General features: G+C 64.5%; 20 protein-coding genes, 1 pseudogene and 1 riboswitch. Of the genes and pseudogenes, 10 read left to right on the top strand and 11 right to left on the bottom strand.

What is annotated here, in order from left to right; translation table 11 throughout:
* The first annotated feature begins 164 nt into the window (after positions 1-164).
* Together BLU15_RS17740 and BLU15_RS17735 are read left to right on the top strand one after the other, a co-directional pair.
* A complete protein-coding gene (locus BLU15_RS17740) occupies positions 165-3,551 on the top strand; it encodes a hybrid sensor histidine kinase/response regulator (RefSeq protein ID WP_090296844.1) in 3,387 nt (1,128 codons plus the stop codon).
* Complete coding sequence (locus BLU15_RS17735; RefSeq protein WP_060521998.1) at positions 3,544-4,467, top strand: response regulator transcription factor; 924 nt, start codon at positions 3,544-3,546, stop codon at positions 4,465-4,467. The genes BLU15_RS17740 and BLU15_RS17735 overlap by 8 nt, the downstream gene beginning before the upstream one ends.
* A gap of 141 nt (positions 4,468-4,608) precedes the next feature.
* Here the strand turns inward: BLU15_RS17735 and BLU15_RS17730 are convergent, their stop codons facing one another.
* Together BLU15_RS17730 and BLU15_RS39540 are read right to left on the bottom strand one after the other, a co-directional pair.
* On the bottom strand, positions 4,609-5,511 hold the full coding sequence (locus BLU15_RS17730) for a hypothetical protein (RefSeq protein WP_244546765.1): 903 nt from the start codon (positions 5,509-5,511) through the stop codon (positions 4,609-4,611).
* Between the two features lie 264 nt (positions 5,512-5,775).
* On the bottom strand, positions 5,776-5,946 hold the full coding sequence (locus tag BLU15_RS39540; RefSeq protein ID WP_156623705.1) for a hypothetical protein: 171 nt from the start codon (positions 5,944-5,946) through the stop codon (positions 5,776-5,778).
* Positions 5,947-6,014: 68 nt separating this feature from the next.
* Between BLU15_RS39540 and BLU15_RS17725 the strand changes: the two genes are divergently transcribed.
* Positions 6,015-6,515 carry a hypothetical protein gene (locus BLU15_RS17725; RefSeq protein WP_034805724.1) on the top strand — a complete coding sequence of 167 codons (501 nt, stop codon included), beginning with the start codon at positions 6,015-6,017 and terminating at the stop codon, positions 6,513-6,515.
* Between the two features lie 63 nt (positions 6,516-6,578).
* Here BLU15_RS17725 and BLU15_RS17720 read toward each other — a convergent pair whose 3' ends face one another.
* Positions 6,579-7,190, bottom strand: coding sequence for a glutathione S-transferase family protein (locus tag BLU15_RS17720; RefSeq protein ID WP_060644662.1), 612 nt, complete (start codon positions 7,188-7,190; stop codon positions 6,579-6,581).
* 92 nt (positions 7,191-7,282) lie between these two features.
* Between BLU15_RS17720 and BLU15_RS17715 the strand changes: the two genes are divergently transcribed.
* Positions 7,283-8,002, top strand: coding sequence for a helix-turn-helix transcriptional regulator (locus BLU15_RS17715; protein WP_090296841.1), 720 nt, complete (start codon positions 7,283-7,285; stop codon positions 8,000-8,002).
* 79 nt (positions 8,003-8,081) lie between these two features.
* Here BLU15_RS17715 and BLU15_RS17710 read toward each other — a convergent pair whose 3' ends face one another.
* Positions 8,082-9,407 carry a dicarboxylate/amino acid:cation symporter gene (locus BLU15_RS17710; protein ID WP_034805703.1) on the bottom strand — a complete coding sequence of 442 codons (1,326 nt, stop codon included), beginning with the start codon at positions 9,405-9,407 and terminating at the stop codon, positions 8,082-8,084.
* Positions 9,408-9,635: 228 nt separating this feature from the next.
* Between BLU15_RS17710 and BLU15_RS17705 the strand changes: the two genes are divergently transcribed.
* From BLU15_RS17705 to BLU15_RS40640, 4 genes are all read left to right on the top strand, one after another.
* Complete coding sequence (locus BLU15_RS17705) at positions 9,636-11,504, top strand: sensor histidine kinase (protein ID WP_090296839.1); 1,869 nt, start codon at positions 9,636-9,638, stop codon at positions 11,502-11,504.
* Between the two features lie 3 nt (positions 11,505-11,507).
* Positions 11,508-12,872 (top strand): sigma-54-dependent transcriptional regulator, encoded by a 1,365-nt coding sequence (locus tag BLU15_RS17700; RefSeq protein ID WP_090296836.1) that lies wholly within the window; start codon positions 11,508-11,510, stop codon positions 12,870-12,872.
* Positions 12,873-12,969: 97 nt separating this feature from the next.
* Positions 12,970-13,098, top strand: a riboswitch (TPP riboswitch).
* Between the two features lie 90 nt (positions 13,099-13,188).
* A complete protein-coding gene (gene thiC / locus BLU15_RS17695; RefSeq protein ID WP_034805694.1) occupies positions 13,189-15,012 on the top strand; it encodes a phosphomethylpyrimidine synthase ThiC in 1,824 nt (607 codons plus the stop codon).
* 454 nt (positions 15,013-15,466) lie between these two features.
* Entirely contained in the window at positions 15,467-16,000 is a 534-nt protein-coding gene (locus BLU15_RS40640) for a hypothetical protein (protein WP_090296833.1), read from the top strand.
* Positions 16,001-16,171: 171 nt separating this feature from the next.
* Here BLU15_RS40640 and BLU15_RS17685 read toward each other — a convergent pair.
* The 3 genes and pseudogenes from BLU15_RS17685 to BLU15_RS17675 form a co-directional block, all read right to left on the bottom strand.
* Positions 16,172-17,409: pseudogene (locus tag BLU15_RS17685) on the bottom strand (Zn-dependent hydrolase).
* Positions 17,410-17,438: 29 nt separating this feature from the next.
* Entirely contained in the window at positions 17,439-18,614 is a 1,176-nt protein-coding gene (locus BLU15_RS17680) for a M20 aminoacylase family protein (protein WP_090296983.1), read from the bottom strand.
* Between the two features lie 2 nt (positions 18,615-18,616).
* On the bottom strand, positions 18,617-19,822 hold the full coding sequence (locus tag BLU15_RS17675) for a diaminopropionate ammonia-lyase (RefSeq protein WP_090296830.1): 1,206 nt from the start codon (positions 19,820-19,822) through the stop codon (positions 18,617-18,619).
* Positions 19,823-19,977: 155 nt separating this feature from the next.
* Here BLU15_RS17675 and BLU15_RS17670 point away from each other — a divergent pair, with 155 nt between their 5' ends.
* Positions 19,978-20,460, top strand: a complete 483-nt coding sequence (locus tag BLU15_RS17670; protein WP_090296828.1) for an Lrp/AsnC family transcriptional regulator — start codon at positions 19,978-19,980, stop codon at positions 20,458-20,460.
* A 48-nt stretch (positions 20,461-20,508) separates the two neighbouring features.
* On the opposite strand, the gene BLU15_RS17665 is transcribed toward BLU15_RS17670, so the two are convergent.
* Positions 20,509-21,321 carry an anti-sigma factor family protein gene (locus tag BLU15_RS17665; protein ID WP_090296825.1) on the bottom strand — a complete coding sequence of 271 codons (813 nt, stop codon included), beginning with the start codon at positions 21,319-21,321 and terminating at the stop codon, positions 20,509-20,511.
* Complete coding sequence (locus BLU15_RS17660) at positions 21,318-21,860, bottom strand: RNA polymerase sigma factor (protein ID WP_034805673.1); 543 nt, start codon at positions 21,858-21,860, stop codon at positions 21,318-21,320. Before BLU15_RS17660 ends, BLU15_RS17665 begins: the two co-directional genes overlap by 4 nt.
* 157 nt (positions 21,861-22,017) lie before the next feature.
* Between BLU15_RS17660 and BLU15_RS17655 the strand changes: the two genes are divergently transcribed.
* The gene (locus BLU15_RS17655; protein WP_244546764.1) at positions 22,018-23,400 is read left to right on the top strand and encodes a S8 family serine peptidase; all 1,383 of its coding nucleotides are present in this window, start codon (positions 22,018-22,020) and stop codon (positions 23,398-23,400) included.
* A gap of 24 nt (positions 23,401-23,424) precedes the next feature.
* On the opposite strand, the gene BLU15_RS17650 is transcribed toward BLU15_RS17655, so the two are convergent.
* On the bottom strand, positions 23,425-24,132 hold the full coding sequence (locus tag BLU15_RS17650; RefSeq protein ID WP_090296819.1) for a class I SAM-dependent methyltransferase: 708 nt from the start codon (positions 24,130-24,132) through the stop codon (positions 23,425-23,427).
* Positions 24,133-24,272: 140 nt separating this feature from the next.
* Entirely contained in the window at positions 24,273-25,445 is a 1,173-nt protein-coding gene (locus tag BLU15_RS17645; RefSeq protein WP_090296817.1) for a glycerate kinase family protein, read from the bottom strand.
* Positions 25,446-25,557: the final 112 nt, after the last annotated feature.

Here is a 25,557-nt window from a genome sequence, read left to right as displayed (position 1 = left end):
GCACTCCGCAACTGATCTCATTCTCAAAGTATGGGGCATCCGATTTCGGCACGCTCATATTTTCCGCTTTACCGACACATTTTACGATTGCAGCAATTTTAAGCAGAAAATTTCCGTGCTAAGAAAAAAGGCAGAGACTACCGCGACAGCACGTTAGGACCCCCATGGCGGCACGCCAGCGCATCATTCCCGTCCGGCGGGAATACAATCGTTGGGTCGCCAACCAGACGCTTGAAGACTATGCGCTGCGCTTCACCGCCAAGAGCGCCCGGCGCTTCTCTTCCGAACGCATTTCCCAGACCGCCATCGGCGCGATCTCCTTTCTGGCGCTGGAAGCGATCGGTGGCGCCATCACCATGTCCTATGGCACCACCAATGCGATCGTTGCGATCGTCGTCGCCAGCCTGATGATCCTGACCGTGGGCCTGCCGATCAGCCGCTATGCGATCCGCCACGGTGTCGACATCGATCTGCTCACCCGCGGCGCCAGCTTCGGCTATATCGGCTCGACGGTGACCTCGCTGATTTATGCCAGCTTCACCTTCATCCTCTTTGCGATCGAGGCCTCGATCATGTCGGGCGCACTCGAACTGGCGCTCGGCATACCGCTCTGGATCGGCTACATCCTGAGCGCCGTCGTCGTGATCCCGCTCGTCACCCATGGCGTGCGGCTGATCAGCAAGTTCCAGTTGATCACGCAGCCGTTCTGGATCGTGCTCAACGTCCTGCCCTTCGTCTTCATCGCCTTTGCCGATTGGGAGAAGGTCGGCGCCTGGCTCGCCTATGCGGGCATGCATCACGCCTCGGGTCCTCCGGGTACCTTCGCGCCTTTTGACCTCGTCGAATTCGGTGCGGCCTCTGCCGTCATCTTCGCGCTGATGGCGCAGATCGGCGAACAGGTCGACTTCCTGCGCTTCCTGCCGCCGGACGGACAGCGCAAGCTGCACCACCGCATCGCCGTCTTTCTCGCCGGTTCCGGCTGGGTGATCGTCGGCGCGCCCAAACTGCTCGCCGGCTCGTTCCTGGTGGTGCTGGCGCTTTCTGCCGGTGTGCCTTCGACCAAAGCCGCCGATCCGGCGCAGATGTACTACACCGCCTTCGGCTACATGATCCCCTCCGATACGGCAGCACTTCTCCTGATGGTCGCCTTCGTCGTCGTGTCGCAGTTGAAGATCAACGTCATGAACGCCTATGCCGGGTCGCTCGCCTGGTCGAACTTCTTCTCGCGGCTCACCCACAGCCATCCGGGCCGGGTCGTCTGGCTGGTCTTCAACGTCGCCATCGCGCTCCTTTTGATGGAGCTCGGCATCTACCGGCTGCTTGAGGAAACACTCGGCGTCTTCTCGATTATCGCCATGGCCTGGCTTTGCACGATTTCGGCCGATCTTTTCGTCAACAAGCCGCTCGGCCTGTCGCCTCCCGGCATCGAGTTCAAGCGCGCCCATCTCTACGACATCAACCCTGTGGGTCTCGGCGCGATGGCGATCTCGGCGACCGTGGCGCTGACAGCGCATTTCGGTGCCTTCGGCGAGATTGCCGCCTCGCTCGCGCCATACATCGCGCTGGTCGTCGCCTTCATCGCCTCGCCGCTGATTGCCTGGGGCACCGACGGCAAGTTCTATCTCGCGCGCAAGCCGCGCAGGAGCTGGGCCAACCGGATGGACATCACCTGCTCGATCTGCGAGCATCCGTTCGAGCCGGAGGACATGGCCTGGTGCCCCGCCTATGCAGCGCCGATCTGCTCGCTCTGCTGCTCGCTCGACAGCCGCTGCCACGACATGTGCAAGCCGAAGGCCCGCTTCAACGCCCAGGTCGCGACCGTCGCGACCACGTTGCTTCCACGCACCGTCACGGAAAAGCTCGCGACGCGGCTCGGCCGCTACGCGATCTCTGCGGTGCTGTCGATCGCCGGCATCGGCCTCATCCTCGCGATGATCGCCCACCAGACCGCCGGCACATCTCCCGAGATCGCTGCGGTCGTCGAGCGCACGGTCGCCGTCGTCTTCTTCGTCTTTGCCGTGCTCGCTGGTATCGTCTCCTGGTTCTACGTGCTCGCCCATGACAGCCGCGTCGTCGCCGAAGAAGAATCCTCGCGCCAGAACACCCTGCTTCTGAAGGAAATCGCCGCCCACAAGAAGACCGACGCCGCACTCCAGCAGGCAAAGGAAACAGCGGAAGCAGCCAACCGCGCCAAGAGCCGCTATGTCGTCGGCCTCAGCCATGAGCTTCGCACGCCTCTCAACGCCGTGCTCGGCTACGCCCAGGTTCTGGAGCGCGACGAGACGATCCCCCCGGCGCGTCAGGGCGCGATCAAGGTGATCAAGCGCAGCGCCGACCATCTTTCCGGCCTGATTGACGGCCTCTTGGATATCTCGAAGATCGAGGCCGGCAAGCTGCAGGTCTATTCCAATGAGATCAACATTCACGATTTCCTCGACCAGATCGTCGAAATGTTTCGGCCGCAGGCATTGGCCAAGGGCATCAGCTTCGAGCACGAGCGCGCTAGCGGCCTGCCACGCCATGTGAAGACCGACGAAAAGCGCCTGCGGCAGATCCTCGTCAATCTCCTGTCCAACGCATTGAAGTTCACCGAGCGTGGCGGCATCCGCCTGGATGTCGCCTATCGCAGCCAGGTGGCGACCTTCACGATTGCAGACAGCGGCCGCGGCATTGCCGACAAGGATCTGCCGCGCATCTTCGATCCGTTCCAGCGCGGCGAGGCCGAACATCTCGGTAGTATGCCGGGCCTCGGCCTCGGCCTGACGATCACGCGGCTCCTGACGCAGACGCTCGGCGGCGAAATCGCAGTCACCAGCACGCCTGGGCAAGGCACCACCTTCCGCGTCCGGCTGATGCTGTCGGCGGTAGATCGTCCGCTACCTCCCGCAGCCCCGCGGCGTATCACCTCCTATCTCGGCCCGCGCCGCACCATCGTCATCGTCGACGACAATGCCGACCATCGCGACCTCATGCGCGAGATCCTCGTGCCGATGGACTTCACGGTGCTGACGGCCGCGTCCGGAGCCGATTGTCTGGCGCTGCTTCAAGACCTCGGCGCCGACCTCTTCCTGATCGATATCTCGATGCCGGGCATGAGCGGCTGGGAGCTTGTCGAGCGGCTGCGCCAGGGCGGGCAGATCGCGCCGATCATCATGCTTTCGGCCAATATCGGCGATGGCTCGGCGACCGGAGCATTCCGCGGCCACAACGACACGCTCGCCAAGCCCTTCCCCGTCGGGCAACTCGCCGACAAGCTCGCCGTGCACCTTGGCCTCACCTGGGTTCACGAGGGAGAGGAGAAGCAAGCACACCCGTCGCCGGCGGCCGAACCGTTGACGCGCCCCGACGCCTATCACGTGGAAGAGCTGATCCGCCTTGGAGAGATCGGCTATGTCAGGGGCATCGAAGCCAAGCTGACGGAAATTGCCCTGCAGCCCGAACACCAGCCCTTCGCCGAGCGCGCCCGCGCCTATGTGCAGGCCTTCGACCTCTCGGGCTACGACGCTTTCCTCAAGAACAACGCAGCCAACGGAGACGACGCCCATGGCTGAGGCCAACGACCGCCGCGACATCGTGCTTCTCGTCGACGATTCCCCGGAGGCGCTCGGTTTTTTGACGGAAGCGCTGGAGCAATCCGGCTTTTCCGTGCTGATCGCGACCTCCGGCAGCGCCGCCCTTTCGATCGCCGAGCGCATCACGCCCGACGTCATTCTGCTCGATGCCGTCATGCCCGGGATCGACGGCTTCGAGACCTGCCGACGCCTCAAGGGCAACGCCGCCGTCGGCCAGACGCCGGTGCTGTTCATGACCGGCCTGACCGAGACCGAACATGTGGTGCGTGCGCTCGAGGCCGGCGGCGTCGACTATCTGACCAAGCCGATCAACATCGATGAGCTGAGGGCGCGCATTCGCGTCCATCTCTCGAACGCCCGTTCGGCCCAGAGCGCACGGGTCGCACTCGACGCAGCCGGCCGCCATCTGCTCGCGGTGCGCAGCGACGGAAGCGTCTGCTGGTCGACGCCCCAGGCGACGCGTCTCGTCAACGCCGCAACCGGCCGCGACGATGGCATGGCGATCGTCACCCGGCGCATCGCGGGCTGGATGGCAAACCGCCTGCGCACCGGAGCGCCCGACGACAGCACCTTCACGCTCGACCAGCCCGAGCAGTCGTCCCTGCAGATATCCTTCCTCGGCTCGATCGGTCCGAATGAACATCTCTTCCGCCTCACCGCCGAAAATCGCCGCTCCGACGATGCGGTGTTACGCCAGCACTTCGCATTGACCCCAAGGGAATCGGAGGTGCTGCTGTGGATCGCCAAGGGCAAGGCGAACCGCGACATCGGCGAGATCCTCGGCTTGAGCGCACGGACCGTCACCAAGCATCTGGAGCAGATCTATGTGAAGCTCGGCGTCGAGAACCGGGCGTCTGCCGCGGTGAAGGCGACGCAGGTTCTGCACAGTCTATAGGCAGGCTGCGGTCCGATTTCCGTCCCGCTTCTTGCTGCCGCACGTCCAGCATCATGGGCGGGTCAGCACCTGCTGCAAGCGACAGCCGACCGGCACGCATCGCAAGCAGCAATCTGCACGCGCTCAGGCCGCGTCCGCCGTTCACCTTGCCTGCAACGCTGCCCAGGCGAAGGCCTCATCGAGTGCGGCAAACTTGACCGCTTGCCAATGGCGGTAATCGTCGACCAGGTCACGCGAAATCCAGAGCGGACCGCGGCTGCCGGAACTCTCCCAGCCGAGAACGCCGAGATCACCGGCACGCGCGAAAACCCTCTGCGCATGGGTGCGCGAGATGATGTAGCGGCTGGAGATCTCACCTGGCTTCAGGGGCCCGATCCAAATCCGCTGATCGGGCAGGACGCCCGTCGGCAGCCGCGCCACCAGGTCGTGCAGGATGTTGCTGCCTGACTCCGTCGAGACGAAAGCGGCGATGCTTTCGGGTGGCTCGCACCAGGCGCGATCCGCGATGAGCCGCCGCATCGCACGCGGGAGCGCATGATGCATCAAGGTCGGCTCGGTTTGCGACTGCGCCAGCCTTGTCCCCTCGTCGAGCCTGTCGAGCGACGAAAGGTGCCCCTCGAACCACTGCCGGATCAGGCCCTCGGCGACATCGGAAAGGATCAGGGGCCTGATCCGCTTGTCACCGCCCTGTTCCGCATCGAGAAGCAGTCGATAGTTGCGCATCTCGGCCAGGTGCGCCGCTGCCGTGTTCTTGCTGGCTACGTTGTTGCCGGCGATAAAGTCGATCAGCCTTGCCGCCGTCAGTTCGGGGCGGGATGGGTCGGTCAGACGCTCGAAATGCAGCGTCAGGATGGCCTGGGTGAGCAGCCATTTTCTCAGGCTGGCGGTGTAGCGCACGATGCGCGGAGCGGCGTCATGGATCGCAACCATATGAAGGGCCGCCTGACGCAACGCCTCCCCAAAGAGCGGATCGCCGACGAACCGCTCAGGCGTGAACGGCGTTTCGCCGTCCGGGGATCGGACACATCCGGATCGCGCCGTCACGGGCAGTCTCCAGACAGCGTAACCGCTGTTCGTTGCTTGCGACCGCGTGAAATGAACCGGTGGCTGGCGGGTGCCTTTAGGCGGACCCGGGCACCCGGATCGGTTGAAAAAGGCAAAAAGCGCGTAACACCGAACATAAACCAGTCCCCCTCCCGCCCCGGTGGCCAATAGCTAAATCGGACAGACAGCGCAGATCGAGGTCTATACTTACAAGGTAACGAAGTCTTTACCCGTTTTTACGGATGGGGACGACGAGACGCTGTTTCAGAGATCAACGTTAATACGGGAAATTGAAAACAGCAGCGCACGTGCAGGCAAATCTGATAAAACAGCGCCAGCGATCACATTTTGATGGCTGCCCGGATGCGTGCCCGATTGTTGATCGATCGTAAGATCCGGCCAGATAATGAAGCCAATGAGGAACTTCGCCGCCACATGTTGCGTTGACGCTCATGTGCGGCAACGGGGTGTTCCAGCATCCACGCAAATGGGAGGTGCAAGGCATGTGGCGATGGCTCCTGATGGCCGCACTCATCTTGCCGTCCACGAGTGCCTCACGGGCAGACGAGGGCGCGTTCTTGAAGACCCTCGGCGGCAACTGGGCAGGCACCGGAACGGTGCGCATCCGTGCCCACATGTCTCCGATGAACATTTCCTGCAACTTCAGTTCCAAGGCGAGCGACGCCGCTCTATCGATGGAGGGCGTCTGCCGCGGCATGCTGCTGATTTCGCGATCCATCGACGCGAAGCTGCGCTTTACCGGGTCCACCTATAGCGGCTCCTATCTCGGCCCCCGCGGCGGCCGCGCCGGGCTCAACGGCACACGACGCGGCGATGCGATCAACCTCACCATTCGATGGGCGAAGGAAGTCAATGGCGACCGCAGTGCCGACCTGACCTTACGCAAGGTCGGCACCAACGGGATGCAGTTGAAGACGATCGACGTCGATCCCGCTTCCGGCAAGCGGATCGTCACGAGCGAGATCAATCTCAAGCGAAAATAGCCTTGGGCCACCATGCCCCCTTCGGACCGGAACCGGGGCGGAGTTGGCGCGTTGCCGGCGCCGTCAGGCTACCGCTGCCACCCGGGCATCGAAATCCGCGGTCCATTGTAGCGACGGCCGCGCGCCACAGCGCTCGACCCAGTCCTTGATGACGGCGCTATCCGGCGTTGCCGCGGGATACCAGGCGAAGGGCGAATGCAAGAGCAGGTCGGCCGCCGAGTAGTGCTCGCCCATCAGATACGGACTGTCCTTCAACGCGTCTTCCAGGCGTGCCGCCATCTCTGTCGGGCCGCGGAAGGTGGCGTCGAAATAGGGATGCGAAACCCCCGCGGCTTGCGCGATCAGCACCGGCTCGACCACACCGGCATACCAGGCAAGCCAGCTGAGATAACGGCCACGCTGCGGATCGCCAGCATGCGGCGCCATCCCCTTTTCCGGGAAGAGGTCGGTCAGGTATTGGATGATCGCAATGGTTTCCCAGAGCACCACACCGTCATGAACGAGCAGCGGCACCTTACCCTCCGGGTGCGGATTCGCCGGATCCTTTCGACCGCTGCCGTCACCGCGAGTGATGTCGACGATCTCGACTTCCACCTTGTCGAGAGCATCGAGTTCGCGAAGCAGGGTGATGATGCGCGACGAGCGCGAGCGCGGGGCGTGAAAGAGTGTCAGCATAGTCTGGATCCTCGGTTGCGTTTGGCGATGCGGATCTTATACAGTCGGCCAACTGCCAGTTTTCGTCAGTAGGGTTCGTCTATCTTTCAGCCATGGCCCGTAGTGATCGTCTGTTCCGCCTGCTCCAGGCGCTGCGCACACTCCCCTCCCCGGTAACGGCGGCCCGCCTTGCCGAGGAAACCGGCGTGTCGTTGCGCTCGCTCTATCGGGACATCGACAGCCTGCGCGCCGCCGGCGCCGTCATCGATGGCGAGCGCGGCTTCGGCTACCGGCTGACGGAGGATATCGCCTTGCCGCCGCAAACCTTTACCCGCCTGGAGATCGAGGCGCTGGTGCTCGGCCTTGCCGAGGTGCAGCACATGGGCGAGCCGGATCTTGCCGCGGCGGCACGCGCCGTCCTTTCCAAGATAACGGCGACACTGCCCGATCGGTTGCAACGCCAGGCGCTTCATGCGGTCTCGCAGGTCTATCGCTTCGACAGGAGAGGGCCGCCACCCGTCGATGTCTCCCTGCTGCGCGAAGCCTCCTGGCAGGAACGCGCCGTCATCATCGGCTATGTGGATGCCTTGGGGCAGCGGACCGACCGGCAGGTTTTGCCGCTTGCCATCGTCTATCTGGAACGGGTTCTGGTGCTTCTCGCCTGGTGCTGCCTTCGAGAAGGTTACCGCAAGTTCCGCGTCGACCGCATCGTCGATGTCAGCACGACGGAGGAGAGCTTCCGTCCGCGTCGGGTGCCGATGCTCCGGGAGTTCATCGGCTTCTTGAACGCTGGCGCGCCGGACACATCGAAGATGACGCTGAGCGGCCAATAGCCGCAAACGACGACGCGGCCCGTGTTGCCACGGACCGCGTTCGGACTGCTTTTTTGCAGTCATGCCTTGGGAGGCAAACTTATTCCGCCGGCTGCAAGGCCGGCTGCGGCAGCGCCTCCGGCGCACGGCCGCCGAGGACCGCGGCCATCTGCGCTTCATCCAGTTCGCCTTCCCACTTCGCAACGACGATCGTGGCGACCGCATTGCCGACGAAGTTGGTGAGCGCGCGGCATTCCGACATGAAGCGGTCGATGCCGAGGATCAGCGCCATGCCGGCGACCGGCACCGCCGGGACGACCGAAAGCGTCGCAGCCAGCGTGATGAAACCAGCGCCGGTGATGCCGGCAGCACCCTTGGAGCTCAACATCGCGACGAGAAGCAGCAGCACCTGATCGCCGAGCGACAGCGGGATATCCATCGCCTGGGCGATGAAGAGCGCGGCCAGCGTCATGTAGATGTTGGTGCCGTCGAGGTTGAAGGAATAGCCGGTCGGGATGACCAGACCAACGACCGAGCGCTTGCAGCCGGCCTTTTCCATCTTGCTCATCAGGCCCGGAAGAGCGGCTTCCGACGAGGACGTGCCGAGCACCAGGAGCAGTTCTTCCTTGATGTAACGGATCAGCGCAACGATCGAGAAGCCATTGTAGCGGGCGACCGCGCCAAGAACGACGAACACGAAGAGGAAGGACGTGATGTAGAAGGTGCCGATCAGCATCGCCAGGTTGGCGATCGAGCCGACGCCGTATTTGCCGATGGTAAACGCCATCGCGCCGAAGGCGCCGATCGGGGCGGCCTTCATCAGGATGCCAACGAGCTTGAAGACCGGCAGCGTCAGCGCGTGCAGGAAGTCGACGACGGGCTCAGCCTTTTTGCCGACCATGGCAAGCGACAGACCGAAGAGCACGGAGATGAACAACACCTGCAGGATGTCGCCATCGGCAAAGGCGCCGACGAGCGTCGTCGGGATGATGCCCATCAGGAAGCCGGTGATCGTCTGCTCATGCGCCTTTTCGGCATAGGTGGTCACGGCCTTGACGTCGAGCGAGGCCGGATCGATGTGCATGCCGGCGCCCGGCTGGACGACATTGGCGACGATCAGGCCGATGATCAGCGCGAGCGTCGAAAACGTGAGGAAGTAGATCATCGCCTTGCCGGCGACGCGGCCGACCTTGGCAAGATCGGTCATGCCGGCGATGCCGGTCGCGACCGTCAGGAAGATGACCGGCGCGATGATCATCTTGACGAGACGGATGAAGGCGTCGCCGAGCGGCTTCAGCTCGGTGCCGAGCGACGGATAGAAATGGCCGAGCAGGATGCCGGCGGCGATCGCCACCAGAACCTGGACATAGAGATGGCGATAGAAAGGTGTCTTGCCGCGCGGTTCCGCGGATTGTTCGATAATCATGAGATCCTCCACTGGACCCAGTCCGGCGTCATGCCGGGCCTCCCGGGTCAATTTCCGATGCGCGACAGCGCGGGCTGTCATGAGGATGTCATTTGCAACGGTCGTGCCAGTTGGCCGCGGCAGGAACCAAGCCTTTGAATTGATGAGGATGTTTTGTGCAGGCGGCTCGATGCGCACAAAGAGTTGAGCGGATTTCCGCACATGCCATCTGGAAGGCTGAGCGAAAAAATGCACAATTGGGCGATGTTCAACGCCCTGTCCGCCCCCCTCAATCTGGCAGATCTCGACCAGTCGATGCGCCGCACCTGGCTGGTCTTTGCCGGCCTTGCCGTCGCGCTGCTTGTCGCCGCGCTCCTGCTTGCCGGCGAGTACGGCCGAAGCCAGGCGCTCGAAACTGTCGATGCCCAAAGCCGGATCGATGCCAATCTGAAGGCCTCGCTGCTGCGCGCCGTACTCGAACGCCAACGCTCGACGCCGCTGGTGCTGGCCGACGATGTCGAGGTGAAGGCAGCCCTTTCGACCCGCGGCACAGAGGCGCTGCAACGGCTGAACGAGAAGCTGCAGGCGCTGGCGACCAACACGGACGCCGCTGTCATCTACGTGATCGGCCCCGATGGCGTCGCCGTCGCTGCCAGCAACTGGCGCGAGCCGACGAGTTTCGTTGGCAACGACTATGCCTTCCGCGAATATTTCCGCATGGCGATGCGCGACGGCAAGGCCGAGCATTTCGCCATGGGCAACGTCAGCAAGCGGCCGGGCCTCTACATTTCGCGTCGGGTCCAGGGTCCTGACGGCCCGATCGGCGTCGTCGTCGCCAAGCTCGAATTCGACGATGTGGAAGCCGAATGGCTCGCCTCCGGCAAGCCGGTCTACGTCACCGACCGGCGCGGCATCGTGCTGATCACCAGCTTCCCCTCCTGGCGCTTCATGACGACCAGAACAATTCCACGCGACCGCGTCGCCGCCATCCGCGACAGCCTGCAATTTGGCGATGCCTCGCTGCTGCCGCTGCCCTTCCGCGACATCGAGCCGACCAGCGATGGCTCCAGCGAGTTGCGCGCACTGTTGCCGGGCGACAGCGAACGTCGGTTCCTCCGGGTCGAAACCATGGTTCCGACCACCAGCTGGCGGCTGGAGCAGCTGGCGCCGCTCGATGGCGCGATCTCGGCGGCAACCCGGGAGGCCCGGCTGATTGCCCTGGCCCTCCTCGCACCGCTGCTCGCTTTTACCGCGGTCCTCCTGCGCCGCCGCCAGACGCTGGCACTGGTGTCTGCGCGCGATCGCGCCGCGCGCGACGAGCTGGAGACCCGCGTAGCGGAGCGCACACATGACCTCAGCCTTGCCCGCGATCATCTCGAAACGGAGATCGCCGACCACCGGCGTACCGGCGAGAAGCTGCAGGCGGTGCAGCAGGAACTGGTTCAGGCGAACCGGCTGGCGATCCTTGGCCAGGTGGCGGCCGGCGTCGCCCACGAGATCAACCAGCCGGTCGCGACCATCCGCGCCTATGCCGACAACGCCCGCACCTTCCTCGAACGCGGCCAGCAGCAGACCGCGGTCGAGAACCTTGTCAGCATCGCCGAACTGACCGATCGGGTCGGCACCATCACCGACGAACTCAGAAGCTTCGCTCGCAAGGGCCGCTTCGTCGCCGAGCCGACGCCCATGCGCGACGTGATCGAGGGGGCGATGATGCTGCTGCGCAGCCGCTTTGCCGGCCGCATGGATGCGATCGTCATCGACCTCCCGGAAAATGGCCTCAGCGTCCTCGGCAGCCGCATCCGGCTCGAGCAGGTGCTGATCAACCTTTTGCAAAATGCCTTGGAAGCGCTCGGCACGCGCAGCGACGCCGAGATCCGCGTGCGCTGCGAGGACGGTCCCTCCGGGACGGTTTTGCTCGTCGTTGCCGATAACGGCCCAGGCATTCCCCTGCACATCCACGAGGATCTGTTCACGCCGTTCAACACCTCGAAGGATGAAGGGCTCGGCCTCGGCCTTGCCATCTCCAAGGAGATCGTCGCCGACTATGGCGGCGATATCACCGTCGAAACCAGCGACAGGGGCACCGTCTTCACGGTTCGCCTGAAGAGGGCCTGAGCGATGCAGCCGACCGTCTATCTCGTCGACGACGACAACCATCTGCGCAAGGCGATGACGCAGACGCTGGAACTCGCCGGCCTCGCCATTACCCCTTTTGCCAGCGCTGCCGAAGCGTTGAAGACGCTGGATGCGAATTTCGACGGCGTCGTCGTCAGCGATATCCGCATGCCGGGCATCGACGGCCTCGCCTTCTTCCGCCGCATCGAAGCTTTCGACGCGGATCTGCCAGTGATCCTGGTGACCGGCCATGGCGATATCCCGATGGCAGTGCAGGCGCTGCAGGATGGCGTCTACGACTTCATCCCCAAACCCTTTGCCGCCGACCGGCTGGTGCAGAGCGTGCATCGCGCGCTGGAAAAACGCCGGCTCGTGATGGAAAACCGCGCGCTGAAACGCGCCGCCGAGACGGCCGGCGACAGCCTGCCGCTGATCGGCCAGACGCCGGTCATGGAACGTTTGCGCCAGACGATCCGGCACATTGCCGATACCGATGTCGACGTGCTCGTCGCCGGCGAGACGGGCAGCGGCAAGGAGGTGGTGGCGACGCTGCTCCACAATTGGAGCCGACGCCGCAACGGCAACTTCGTGGCGCTGAATTGCGGGGCGCTGCCCGAAACGGTGATCGAAAGCGAACTCTTCGGCCACGAACAGGGCGCCTTCACCGGCGCCTTGAAGAAGCGCATCGGCCGGATCGAGCATGCGAGCGGCGGCACGCTGTTCCTCGACGAGATCGAGGCGATGCCACCGGCGACTCAAGTGAAGATGCTGCGCGTTCTGGAAGCGCGAGAGATCACGCCGCTCGGGACCAACCAGGTTCGTCCGGTCGATATCCGCGTCATCGCGGCTGCCAAAATCGATCTCGGCGACCCGGCGCAGCGCGGCGATTTCCGGGAAGATCTCTACTTTAGATTGAATGTCGTAACACTGTCGATCCCGCCGCTGCGCGAACGCCGAGACGATATCCCGCTGCTCTTCTCGCACTTCCTGACGCGGGCGGCCGAGCGCTTCAAGCGCGACGCGCCTGTGGTCACATCGGCCGTGCAGAAACATCTGATGACGCATGCCTGGCCGGGCAATGTGCGCGAGCTCTCGCACTTTGCCGAACGCGTGGCGCTTGGTGTCGAAGGTCCGCTGGGACAGCCGATTGCGCCCGCCGGACAGCCTGGATTTGCGCTCCCGGAACGGCTCGAACGCTACGAGGCGGAGATCCTGAAAGAGGTGTTGCGGGCTCAGCGCGGCGACGTCAAGGCGACGATCGAGGCGCTCGGCATTCCGCGCAAGACATTCTACGACAAGCTCCAGCGCCACGGCATCAACCGTGCCGATTACGCCGAGCGGGCCGCACCGGAAAAGGCCGGCCGCTAGCGTCAAACCCGAATCCGTCACCACACGCAATAGGTGCATCTTTGTCGGCAGGCGAATTCACGCTTGACGACCCGGGCCGATCGATGGCTATGATCTAGGCATTCACCAGGGGGGTCCCGCAAGGGGCTGAGATTCTGCTGGATGGCCGGCTTGCCGGCTGTGGCGCAGTGACCCGTTGAACCTGATCCAGTTCATACTGGCGTAGGGACGGTGCAGATATCGAAGCCAGGATTCCGTGCGTCCAGCATCTGGCGGAGCGTCTTTCATCCTTCCGGCATCAGAACTGGGTCTCCAATTGCAAACTTGGAGCCTCGTCATGAATATTGCCACCAAACCCGCAGCCCTCACGGTCACGCAAGGACCGCTTCCCGCCTCTCGCAAGATCCACAAGCCGGGCGTGCTTCATCCGGATATCCGCGTGCCGATGCGCGAGATTGCGCTCCACCCGACGTCGGGGGAGCAACCGGTTACGGTCTATGATTCCTCCGGCGCCTACACCGCCGACGACGCCGAGATCCGCATCGAGGACGGCCTGCCGCGGCTGCGCCGCAACTGGATCGTCGACCGCGGCGATGTGGAAACCTATGAGGGACGCGTGGTCCGCCCCGAGGACAACGGCTTTGTGAGCGGCGACAGGCTGACACCGACCTTCCCGTTTCAGCATGCGCCGCTGAAGGCCACGGGCGGCCGCGCAGTGACCCAGCTTGCCTATGCCCGCGCCGGCATCATCACGCCGGAAATGGAGTTCGTGGCGATCCGCGAAAATCTCGGCCGCGACGCGGCGCGCGCGAAGGTCCGGGACGGTGAAAGCTTCGGCGCCCACATCCCCGATCACGTGACACCCGAATTCGTGCGCCAGGAAATCGCCAGCGGCCGGGCGATCCTGCCTGCCAACATCAACCACCCGGAGTCCGAGCCGATGATCATCGGCCGGAATTTTCTGGTGAAGATCAACGCCAATATCGGCAACTCCGCCGTCACCTCGTCGATGGCGGAAGAGGTCGAAAAGATGGTCTGGGCGACGCGCTGGGGCGCTGACACCGTCATGGACCTTTCGACCGGCCGCAACATCCACAACATCCGCGAATGGATCATCCGCAACTCACCGGTTCCGATCGGCACCGTGCCGCTTTACCAGGCGCTGGAAAAGGTCAACGGCATTGCCGAGGACCTCACCTGGGAAGTCTATCGCGACACGCTGATCGAGCAGGCCGAACAGGGCGTCGACTATTTCACCATCCATGCCGGCGTCCGGCTGCACTACATCCCGCTCACCGTCGATCGCGTCACCGGCATCGTTTCGCGCGGCGGCTCGATCATGGCCAAGTGGTGTCTGCATCACCATCGCGAGAGCTTCCTTTACGAGCATTTCGAGGAAATCTGCGACATCTGCCGCGCCTATGACGTCTCCTTCTCGCTCGGCGACGGCCTGCGCCCCGGCTCGATCGCCGATGCCAACGACGCGGCACAATTCGCCGAACTCGAAACGCTCGGCGAGCTCACCAAGATCGCCTGGGCCAAGGATTGTCAGGTGATGATCGAAGGCCCCGGCCACGTGCCGATGCACAAGATCAAGGAGAACATGGACAAGCAACTCGCCGTCTGCGGCGAGGCGCCATTCTACACACTCGGACCGCTGACGACGGACATTGCGCCCGGCTACGACCACATCACGTCGGGCATCGGCGCGGCGATGATCGGCTGGTTCGGCACCGCCATGCTCTGCTACGTCACGCCGAAGGAGCATCTCGGTCTTCCCGATCGCAACGACGTCAAGGTCGGCGTCATCACCTACAAGATCGCCGCCCATGCCGCCGATCTCGCCAAGGGCCATCCGGCCGCCCAGGTGCGCGACGACGCGCTGTCGCGCGCCCGCTTCGAATTCCGCTGGGAGGACCAGTTCAACCTCTCGCTCGACCCGGAGACGGCCCGTAACTTCCACGACGAGACACTGCCGAAGGAAGCGCACAAGGTCGCGCATTTCTGCTCCATGTGCGGCCCGAAATTCTGCTCGATGCGGATCTCGCACGACATCCGCGCAGAAGCGCAGAAGGAAGGCCTGGAGGCAATGGCCGCGAAATACCGCGAGGGCGGCGACCTCTATATGCCGGTGGAAGGGGCGGCTGGCGCGGCCGAGTAGACGACAGAGACTCGTTGAAGGGGCCAGTCACGGCCCCTTCAGTTCACTCAGGACTCCGCCTCCCGCCTCGGAAGCGGAAGCGGCGACCGCCAAGGCTCTCCTCCTCCGTCATGCTCGGGCTTGAGCCGAGCATGACGGAGGGTGGGAGGCGCGCCAACGACCCCGTTCAATCGACAAACATGCAACGTCCTCTGTCCCTCTCGCGATCCCTCAGCGATGCGGGCGATCATCTGCATGTCGTGGCCGCTGCCAGAGGCCCGCACCTTGCGCTCCGTGTCGCCCGTCCCCCCAACAGCTTGTCCCCACATCGATTGAACGATATGCAAGGCGCACGCAAAAGTCGCTGTCGGCGAAATTCATTCGCGACGAGCAGCCGTACTGTACCGCGCAAAAGTCTTGCAGGACGACGCAAGAACGCCGTTTGCACAAGGAGAATGACTTGAGGACATGCCTGTTGAGACTGACGGCCTTGTCCATAGGAGCCCTTGCAGCATTCGGCGGAGATCTGCCGCGCCTCAACGGTGACCGGGGCTTTGCCGCGGGCCTTTCCTGGATTTCCGCTGCCCATGCGGACGACGCCGATGCCGGCGGCACGAATGGTGAAGGTGCCGCGGGCGGCAGCGACCAAGGTAGCGAAAACGTCGGGAGCGGCGGAAGCAACGGCACAGAGGGTGGCGGCGATTGGGGCTCCGGCGATGGTAGCGGCGTGGGCGGCGAGCCCGGCGGGACCGGGGCTGGCGGTGGAGGCGGCGTCATCGACGGAAGCGGCCTGAGCGGCGGAGACAGCGAGCGCCACTCATCCTCATCGCGCGACGGGCGGGATTACGGACCAACCGGCAGCGTATGGCACGGCGGCAGCAGTTTCCTCAATCTTTTTCGCCGGACACCGGAAGAGCCTCCCGAGGGGAGCGGGCCAGAGTCTTCCACCCGGCAGAAGAGCGATGCGGGATCCCGCAAAAGCGCGGGTCACACCAGAACAGAGCCCTGAAGAGATGTCTGCTTCGTCGCGCCGAAGGATGCCGTGTGCTGTTTATCGCAGACATAGAAGCGTCTGCGCCTGGATGCTTGGGCCAAGCCCTGGCATGACGGAGCAGCGGGAGGCGCGCTATCGATCCCGTTCGATCAACGAACGCGCAACGTCCCTATAGCCCTATAGCCTCTAGCGACCACTCACCATCCGCTCGACCACATCGAGCAGCACGTTGGCGCCGGCGACCAGATCATCCGGCTCCGTGTGTTCGCGCGGATTATGGCTGATGCCGTCGCGGCTCGGAACGAAGATCATCGCCGTCGGCGCGATGCGGGCGATCATCTGGGCATCATGACCGGCGCCCGAGGTCATGCGCCGGCTCTTGAGGCCTCGCGCCTTCGCCGAAGCCTCGACCGCTGCGACGATGCCCTGATCGAAGGCGACCGGCTGGAAGCGTGCCAGCCGCTCGACCGAGATCGTTACCCCCTCTTCCGCGCCGATGCGCACCAGAAAGTCCGTAAGCGCCGCTTCGAGCGCCTGCAGCCGATCCTCGTCCGGATCGCGCAGATCGACGGTGAAGGCGGCACGCGATGGGATGACGTTGATCGCGTCGGGCTCGAAACGCATGGTACCAATGGTCGCGACACTCGGCGCGTTCGACCGGGCAATATGCTCGCGCAGGAAGAGGCCGACACGCGCGGCCGCGAGACCGGCGTCGGAACGCATTGCCATCGGCGTGGTGCCGGCATGGTTGGCGATGCCATCGATCGTCACGCGCTGCCAGGAAATGCCCTGCAGGTTCTCGACGGCACCGATCGCAAAACCCTCGCGCTGCAGCACCGGCCCCTGCTCGATATGGAGCTCGACATAGGCGTGGGGCTTGAGGAACCCCGGCTCAACGTTGCCGGCATAACCGATGCGCGCGAGTTCTTGCCCAAGCACCGCGCCGTCCGTGCCGGTGGTTGCGAGCGCCGTCTCCACCGGCAGGCCGCCGGCATAGACAAGCGAGCCGAGCATGTCGGGCGCAAAACGCACGCCCTCCTCATTGGTAAAGGCGGCAACGACGATCGGTCGGGCCGGCGTCACGCCACGGTCCTTCAGCGTCTCGATCACTTCGAGCGCGGCAAGTACGCCGTAACATCCGTCATAGATGCCGGCATTGATGACCGTATCGATGTGCGAGCCGAGCATGATCGGCGCTTCGCCGCTGTTCTCCTCGCTGCGCCAGATGCCGAAGATGTTACCAATCTGGTCCACGGCCACATCGAGGCCGCCGCCTCGATCCAGGCGACGAGGCGGTTGCGGCCGGCCTTGTCGTTGTCGGAGCCGGCCAGCCGGGTCAGTCGCCCTTCTGCATCGCGACCGATTTCGCCAAGCTCGCGGATGCGCCCGATGAGGCGCGCGGCGTCGATGGAAGGAAATGACATGTTAGTCCTGCTTTCATGCGGATTTTGGTTCATGGCCGGCTATCAGCCAACGCCAGTCTCTGCCGGATAATCTCGGCGTGATAACGCGCGCCGAAGATCAGGGCGTCGTCGTTGAAGTCGTAACGCGGATTGTGCAGCGGCGCCGATGTCTCGCCATTGCCGATAAAGACGAAGCAGCCCGGAACGTGCTCAAGGAAGCGTGCGAAATCCTCCGAGCCGGTCATCGGCTCGGCGGCCGTTGCGACATTCCCGGTCCCGAACACCGTTTCTGCTGCGGCAAAGGCGTGGCCGGTCAGGGCCGGGTCATTGATCAGTGGCACGAACTCGCGCGTGTAGTTGACCTCGACCTCGCAGCCATAGGCATCCGCCGTACCCTTGGCGATCACCCGCATCTCCGCTTCGATCTTGGCGCTGACCTCCGGGCGGAAGCTGCGGGCATCGCCGAGGATGCGGGCGAGACCGGGCAGCGCGTTGCGCGTGCCGTCGGTCAAAAGCTCGGTGACCGAAACGACACCGATATCCGTCGGCGAGAGGCGGCGCGACACGATCGTCTGCAGATTGACGACGGTGGCGCAGGCGGCGACCAGCGTCTCGTTACCCCAGTGCGGCCGCGCCGCGTGCCCGCCGACGCCTTTGAGCACGATCTCGAAATTGTCCTCCGCCGACATGATGGCGCCGACGCGGGTTTCGAAACGGCCGACCGGCAGCCCCGGCATGTTGTGCAGGCCGTAGATTTCGTCGAAGGGAAAACGTTCCATCAGTCCGTCGTCGAGCATCGCCAGCGCGCCCTTGCCCCACTCCTCGGCCGGCTGGAAGATAAAGCATGCGGTACCATCGAAGCCGCCGTCTTCGGTGAGCATCTTGGCGGCGCCAAGCAGCATGGCCGTGTGACCGTCATGGCCGCAGGCATGCATGGTGCCGGGCTTCGTCGAGCGATAGGGAAGCTCTCCCTGTTCCGGTATCCGCAGCGCATCCATGTCGGCCCGAAGCGCTATGGCGCGGTTGCCGCTGCCGCGTTTCAGCCGACCGACGACGCCGGTACCACCGACACCTTCCACCACCTCGTCGAGCCCGAATTCCCTGAGCTTTGCCGCAACGAAGGATGAGGTGCGTTGTTCCTCGAAACCGAATTCCGGGTGCGCGTGCAGGTCGCGGCGCCAGGCGGTCATGTCCTTCACAAGCCGGTCAAAATCCATTCCCGCCATGGTCATCCTCTTTCGTTCGATGTGTTGGCGACGGTCTCGGGCGACAGGCCGACCAAGGCAGCATAACGCTCTGGGTCCGTCGCACCCTCGGTATTGATGACGAAGACGCGCGACTGCGCGGTCAGTCCGAGCGTTTCCCGCAGCGCTGGATCGCGGGCAACCGAAAGCAGCCCGGCCAGGCCGACGCCGCCGCTTTCGCCGGACACGATCGCCGGGTCAGAGCCTGTCGGCCGCGCAAGCCGGTTCATCACCGAAACGGCATCCTCCTCGTCGACGGTCATGAAGGCATCGGCGACGCGCGACAGGATACGCCAGGCGACAAGCGACGGCTCGTAGCATTCGAGCATCGCCATGATCGTCGGCTCGCCATGCGCCACCTTGACCGGATGTCCGGCTCTGGCGCTTTCGTAGAGGCAGGCGGCGCGCGCCGGATCGACGACGACGAAACGTGGACGCTCCGCGCCATAACGTAGCGCCAGATGCCCCGCGGTCGCCGCCGCAATGCCGCCAACGCCCGCCTGCACGAACACATGCGTCGGAGGCTCTTCCATCTGCCGCAGCGCCTCGCTCAGCAGCGCCGTGTAGCCCTGCATCACCAGGCCGGGAATGTATTCGTAGCCCGGCCAGGTGGTGTCCGAGACGACGGTCCAGCCATTTTCGTCACAGACCCGCGCGGCCTCCCGGACGGAATCGTCGTAGGTCCCGGCAACGCGGACGATCTCCGCGCCATAGGCCGCGATCGCCTCGATGCGCGTTTCGCTGACGCCTCCGTGCACGAAGATCACCGCTTTCGCGCCGACAAGCCGGGCGCCCATGGCAACCGAGCGGCCGTGATTGCCATCGGTGGCGCAGCCGAAGGTCTGGGCGGCGGCAATTGCCCGAACCTCTGGCCGGTCGAGATCGTCGAGATCGATGCTGCGACCGAGACGCCGTTCCGCCTCCTCGACCACCAGCCGGATCACCGCATAGGAACCGCCAAGCGCCTTGAAACTGCCGAGACCCAGGCGATGGCCTTCGTCCTTGACGAAGACGCCCGCAATACCGAGTTCGTCCGCCAATGCGGGCAAGGCATGAAGCGGCGTCGGCCGATGGTCGGGGCGGCGCGCAAGCTGCTGCTCGACACGGGCGGTGGCGGCAAGCGACAGCATGTCGGCATCCGCGGGCAGTAGCGAGTGGCCGAAATCGGCATGGGTATTGGCGAGAAACATGGTGCAATCTCCGTAGACCACGAAAATCTATTTCATCGCTGCCGAGAAATGCGCTCTAAATAGCCGGCGCGGATGCAAGTTTGTAAAGCGAATGGGGTGCCGTGACGTGGGGTTCCACCTTCAGGGCCCGGAGAGCAGGAACCGAAAGGCACTGGATGGCCCCGTCGAAAAAGCCACAGGTCGAGCTGGATCGCTTCGATCTTGCGATTCTCGCCATCCTGCAGAAGGACAATACGACGCCGCAGCGCCAGATCGGCGAGGCGGTCAATCTGTCGGCGCCCGCCGTCCAGCGGCGGATCAAGCGCATGGAAGAAACCGGCGTCATCCGCGCCAATGTCGCGCTGATCGACCCGGTCAGCGTCAAACAGGCGCTGACGATCCTGGTGGAGGTGGAGGTCGAAAGCGAGCAGATCGCCCTGCTCGATGCGGCCAAGGCGGCATTCACGGCGGCACCCGAGGTGCAGCAATGCTACTATGTCACCGGCGACGTCGACTTCATGCTCGTCGTCATCGTGCCGACCATGGCCGACTACGAGGCCTTCACCCGGCGCATGTTCTTCGGCAATGCGAACATCAAGCGCTTCCGCACCTTCGTGACGATGGATCCGGTGAAGGTCGGGCTTTCGGTTCCGCTCTAGGATAAAGCCGGAAGCGCGCAGCGATTGCCCGACGGCGGAATTCTCCGCCTACTTCGAGCCCCCGAGCGCCTTCTTCTCGGCGTCCGCGTCGAGCGGCTGCCCGGCGCCGATCGACGTCAGAAAAACATCGACGGTCTCAAGCGAAGAGGCGGGCGCATAGCCGTCTCCGCCTTCCGGTCTGGCCACGGCGAGCCGCGTCTGCCAGGTCGACGCCTTGCGGCAGGCGACCGACACCAGACCGGGCTCACCGGGCTGGGCGAGTTCGTATTCGCGGCAGAGCTGCCCCGAGCCGAGCTCGAAGGCCGATACCAGCCGGACCGTCCCCTGCCCTTCACCAAGGGCGACTTCGTCTCCCGAAGCCGCCTTGTCGAGGATGGCGGAGAGCGCCGGGTCGACGGTGCCGGCCACCTGCATCGCGCCCGGCACCCCGCCTGGATCCGCCAGCCCACCGCCGCGAAGCAGGTAGCCGCCAGCGCCGCCGACGACCACCAGCAGCGACGCTGCCATCGCCATCAGAAACCGCGAGGGGCTGCCGTTCGGCGACGCCGGCTGATCCGCAGGGCGCCGGAAGGCCACGACATTGTCGCCGGCTGCAGCCGGTGCGTCCGCCGCGCGCGCTGCGTCGCCTGCGGCCGCCGCCATGGCCCGCACCTTAGCGACCAGTTCGTCCGGCACCGGCTCGTCGAGCACCGGCTTCAGCGCCTCGCTTGCGGCGGCGCGTGTTTCCATGAACATCGCTACGCGCGCCATCAATTCGTCGTCCGTTTCCAGCGCCGCCTCGACACGGCGCATCGTCTCTTCGTCGAGTTCGCCGTCGGCGAACGCCATCAAGATTTCATCGCTGAATTCCGTGTCGCTCATCTTGTCCCGCCTCTCATGTCCTGTGAACGCGCGACCGGCGGTTCTATTCCCGTTGCCTCCGCAAGATTTTTACGCGCCCGGGCAAGCCTGCTCATGACGGTTCCGATCGGAATGCCGAGAACTTCGGCTGCCTCCTTGTAGGAAAGCTCCTCGACGCAGGTGAGGATCAGTACCTCGCGCTGTTCGAGCACCAGGCCGTCGATCGCAGCCGCCACGCTCTTCAGCGCCATGCGCGCCTCGCTCCCGGCCTCGCCCGAAGGAACGGCGAGTTCGGCCTGCGCCTCGATCTCCTCCGTCGGGCCGGCGGTCTTCTGCCGGCGCAGCTGGTCGATCCAGAGGTTGCGCAGGATGCGGAACATCCAGGCGTCAAAGCGCGTGCCTTCCTCGAAGCGGTCCGAACCAGCAAGCGCCTTTTCGCAGGCCGCCTGCACCAGATCGTCGGCCACGTCGCGCGACCGGCAAAGCGAAATGGCAAAGCGGCGCAGGTTCGGCAGAAACGCGACCAGGCGCTCGCCGAAGACGATGGTCGGATCCGTCATCGGGCGTTCCTTTTGGCGCTACCCTTCGTCACCGGTGGAATAATTTGTCCATTCATCCGTTGAGCGTTATGGGAACTACACCCGAAAGTCACCACTTATGGTCCGTCCGTTCACGGTAAGCTTTCGTTTTCGGATGCCGCTACACAAGGAGAAAACCTTGAAAAAACGCCTGTTTCGACTGACCGTCCTGTCGTTGTGCGGCCTGGCAACCGGTGCTGGGGATCTCTCCTTTGGCGGTAGTAACGATGGCAATTCAACCGTTCGCTTTGCCTCAATCAGTCAGGCCCAGGCGGACGACGACGATGACGATGGTGGCGGTGGCGGTTCGTCCCGCGGCTCAGGCGATCGCGACTCAAGCAACACCTGGCGGGGAGGCGGCAATCTGCTCGATCTCTTCCGCGGAACGTCGGAGCGCCGCGTCGTGCGCCAGCGTCCGGCAGCGCGCCGGGCAACCCATGTTCCCGGTGAAATCATCGCGCTCGGTCTCAACGATGCCGCTATCCAGCGCCTTGCGGAAAGCGGCTTCACAGTGCGTGCACGAGAGCCGCTCGGGCTTTCGACGACAGAGATCGTCAAGTTCGGCGCCCCCCGCGGCATGACGCTCGAGGATGCCCGCCGGCAGGTCGCGGATGCGACGCCCGGAGCAATCGCCGATCTCAACCACTATTTCGAGCCGAACGAAGGCACCGCCTCACCGGCTCCCTGTGCCGACGGCGGTTGCGCGCTCGTTCGCACCGCCATCGGCTGGCCCGACGCCGGCGCCGCGTGCCCGGCTGCCGGCCCGATCGGGCTGATCGACACGGCGATCAACCCCGCCCATCCCTCACTGAAAGACGTCAGGCTCGACATCGTCAGGCTGGCGGAGGAAGAGGCGCCGGAATCCGGCCGCCAGCACGGGACTGCGGTCGCAGCTCTCATTGCCGGGCGGAAGGACAGTCGCGCGCCGGGCCTGCTCGGCAATGCCCACCTGATCGCCGTCGACGCCTTCCAGCGTAAGGGCGGCGAGACGGATATCGCCGAGACCTACGATCTGGTACGCGCCATCGATCTGCTGGCCTCGCGCAAGGTCACGGTCATCAATATGAGCCTCTCCGGGCCACACAATCTGCTGCTCGAAAAGACCGTCGCGCTCGTAGCCGAGCGAAACATCATCCAGGTGGCGGCGGCAGGTAATGACGGCCCGCGGGCTAAACCCGTCTATCCTGCCGCCTATCCGGCGATGATCGCGGTCACCGCCGTCGACCGCAACTTCAAGCCCTATCGCCGCGCCGGGCGCGGCGACCATATCGATGTCGCAGCACTCGGCACGAGTGTCTGGACGGCTGCGTCGATCGAGGGGGCAGCGCCCAAGACCGGCACATCCTTTGCCGCCCCCTTCGTCACGGCTGCCTCCGCCATTCTCAGGGCCTCGCATCCGTCGCTGTCGGCCCAGGAAGTTGCAAAACTCGTCACGGAGACGGCGCAGGACCTCGGCGCGCCGGGCAAGGATCCCGTGTTCGGCTGGGGCGTTCTCAATGCCCGCGAGCTCTGCCGCTCGTAGCAGCGTCGAGCGGGCGGCACTGAACTACGGCTTTTGCCAATCCATGACCAGGAACGAGGGGACCCTTCTAAAGAGGTCCCTTTGTTCCGGTTCGCCGCCACGCGGCAGTGGTTCGTCGAAATAGCGCAACTGCAGGCCCGCTCCCAGTAACAGCGACATGTAGGTGCTGAGCGGCCGGTGCCAGTTCATGACCCGAAGATCGCCCCAGCCGATCCAATCGGACCGTTCATCCATGTAGTGGTCGATCATGAAACTGCGCTTGCCATCGCCGCCATCGCGCCAGCCGGTCGGGTTGCTGGCGCTGTAAAAGCTGGTCAGGTTCGCGATCAGCAGATGACCGCCCGGGCGGAGAACCCGGTTCATCTCGCCAACCGCCGCATCCAGATCGGCGATGTCGATGAGGCTGAGATAGGCAACGACCAGATCGAAAGTCTTCTCCGCGAAAGGCAGTCCTTCGGCCTGTGCGATGCGATAGTCACCATCCGGATGCAGACGCCTCGCCTGACTAACGAGCGACCCGGCGGGATCGATGCCGACGGTGCTCAGCCCCTCCGCCGAAAGCAGCCGGCAGAACCGCCCCTCGCCGCACCCGACATCGAGGACAGCCCTTGCCCCGCTTTGCCGCGCCCTTTCGAGCATGGGCGCATCGAGGACGAAGCGCCGCGCAAAATCCCCCTCGGCGCCCAGCCCGGAAATCCAGGCAGCCGCCGACTCCTCCCATCCATTTGACATTTTACGTTTGGCCCTCGTGATCCGTCCTGCGTTTACGAAGACTGAGAAGACAACCTTGGCGATTGCATGACGGTAGCCGCCGCGCGGCTCCGGCGGGAGGCGGTAACGCCACCATCCCGCCAGACCGGTAGATGCGTCAATCAGGCAGCCAGTCCGCGTTCGTTGAGCAGCATGCCGACGCGCACCATGCGCACGGCGTCTTCCGCGGCGCGCACGAGCAGTTTCGGTGCGGCGTTGATGGCATCGTCGAGGGTGCAGGGCGCCTTCAGGATCGAGGCGAAGGCGTCGATGCCGTGCTCGAAATTGAGGGTCACGCCCTTGCCGATCGTACCGGCGAGCGCGATCACGGGACGGCCCGCCTCCTTCGCCCTGTGCCCGACCTCGGCCGGCACCTTGCCGAACGGCGTCTGCCCGTCGAGGCTGCCTTCGGCGGTGATCACCAGATCGGCCCTGGCGATCATGCTGTCGAGATCGAGATAGCGCATCACGATGTCGTAGCGCGGATGCAGCGCGCCGCCGAGCAGCCCCATGACCGCCGCCCCGAGACCACCGGACGCGCCCGCGCCCGGTGCGTCGCCGACCGCGATGCCGGTTGCCGTCTCGATGGCTGCGGCATAGGTCTCCATCGCGGCCGCGAGCAGTTCCACCTGTTCCGGCGTCGCGCCCTTCTGCGGTCCGAAGACGCGGGCGACGCCGCGCTCGCCGAGCAGCACATTGTGCCAGTTGACGGCCGCATCGATGCGAACCTCGGCGAGGCGCGGATCGCGGCCCGAAATGTCGATGCGCGCCAGCGACGCCAGCGCCGCACCGCCGGGCGCAAGCGGTTTGCCCTTCCGGTCGAGCAGCTTCACGCCCAAGGCTGCGGCCATGCCGGCGCCGCCATCGTTGATGCCGCTGTCGCCGCAGCCAAGCAGGATACGGCGGGCACCGGCGTCGAGGGCCGCCCGGATCAACTCACCGACGCCGTAGCTGGTGGTGAGGCAGGGGTTGCGGCGATCGCGCGGGACCAGTCGCAAACCGGCGGCCGCGGCCATTTCGATGACGGCCGTGCGTTCGGACTGCCCGCCGAGGAAACCGAAATGCGAGGCGACGGGTTCGCCGAGCGGGCCGGTCACGGTCAGTTCGTGCAGGCTGCCGCCGGTGATAGCGACGAGCGCCTTGGTGAAACCTTCGCCGCCGTCGACCATGGGCACCTTGAGGACTTCGGCGCTCGGGCAGGCGCGCAGCACGCCCTTCTCGATGCAGTTGGCAGCTTCTTCCGCCGACAGGCTTTCCTTGAAACCGGACGGTGCAACCAGAATGGTAAGTGACATGTGACAATCTCCTTGCACTTTTGTGACAATGCGGATGCAAGGGAGAAACGGCGGCTCGCCACGTTTATTCCGGCCGAAATGCAGAATTCTTTCTTTTACGAAAAGAAAAAGA

This window comes from Ensifer sp. YR511, assembly GCF_900103045.1.
Lineage (GTDB): Bacteria > Pseudomonadota > Alphaproteobacteria > Rhizobiales > Rhizobiaceae > Ensifer > Ensifer adhaerens.
The sequence above is the reverse complement of the archived record's forward strand: the minus strand, read 5'-3'. Positions and strand labels throughout refer to the sequence as shown.

Coding starts and splice junctions, on each gene's coding strand:
- BLU15_RS17705 (WP_090296839.1), top strand. CDS start 9,636: ATGCACAATTGGGCGATGTTCAACGCCCTGTCCGCCCCCCTCAATCTG.
- BLU15_RS17735 (WP_060521998.1), top strand. CDS start 3,544: ATGGCTGAGGCCAACGACCGCCGCGACATCGTGCTTCTCGTCGACGAT.
- BLU15_RS17665 (WP_090296825.1), bottom strand. CDS start 21,321: ATGAGCGACACGGAATTCAGCGATGAAATCTTGATGGCGTTCGCCGAC.
- BLU15_RS17670 (WP_090296828.1), top strand. CDS start 19,978: ATGGCCCCGTCGAAAAAGCCACAGGTCGAGCTGGATCGCTTCGATCTT.
- BLU15_RS17720 (WP_060644662.1), bottom strand. CDS start 7,190: ATGCTGACACTCTTTCACGCCCCGCGCTCGCGCTCGTCGCGCATCATC.
- BLU15_RS17700 (WP_090296836.1), top strand. CDS start 11,508: ATGCAGCCGACCGTCTATCTCGTCGACGACGACAACCATCTGCGCAAG.
- BLU15_RS17715 (WP_090296841.1), top strand. CDS start 7,283: ATGGCCCGTAGTGATCGTCTGTTCCGCCTGCTCCAGGCGCTGCGCACA.
- BLU15_RS17680 (WP_090296983.1), bottom strand. CDS start 18,614: ATGGCGGGAATGGATTTTGACCGGCTTGTGAAGGACATGACCGCCTGG.
- BLU15_RS17675 (WP_090296830.1), bottom strand. CDS start 19,822: ATGTTTCTCGCCAATACCCATGCCGATTTCGGCCACTCGCTACTGCCC.
- BLU15_RS17710 (WP_034805703.1), bottom strand. CDS start 9,407: ATGATTATCGAACAATCCGCGGAACCGCGCGGCAAGACACCTTTCTAT.
- thiC (WP_034805694.1), top strand. CDS start 13,189: ATGAATATTGCCACCAAACCCGCAGCCCTCACGGTCACGCAAGGACCG.
- BLU15_RS17650 (WP_090296819.1), bottom strand. CDS start 24,132: ATGTCAAATGGATGGGAGGAGTCGGCGGCTGCCTGGATTTCCGGGCTG.
- BLU15_RS17725 (WP_034805724.1), top strand. CDS start 6,015: ATGTGGCGATGGCTCCTGATGGCCGCACTCATCTTGCCGTCCACGAGT.
- BLU15_RS17740 (WP_090296844.1), top strand. CDS start 165: ATGGCGGCACGCCAGCGCATCATTCCCGTCCGGCGGGAATACAATCGT.
- BLU15_RS17660 (WP_034805673.1), bottom strand. CDS start 21,860: ATGACGGATCCGACCATCGTCTTCGGCGAGCGCCTGGTCGCGTTTCTG.
- BLU15_RS17645 (WP_090296817.1), bottom strand. CDS start 25,445: ATGTCACTTACCATTCTGGTTGCACCGTCCGGTTTCAAGGAAAGCCTG.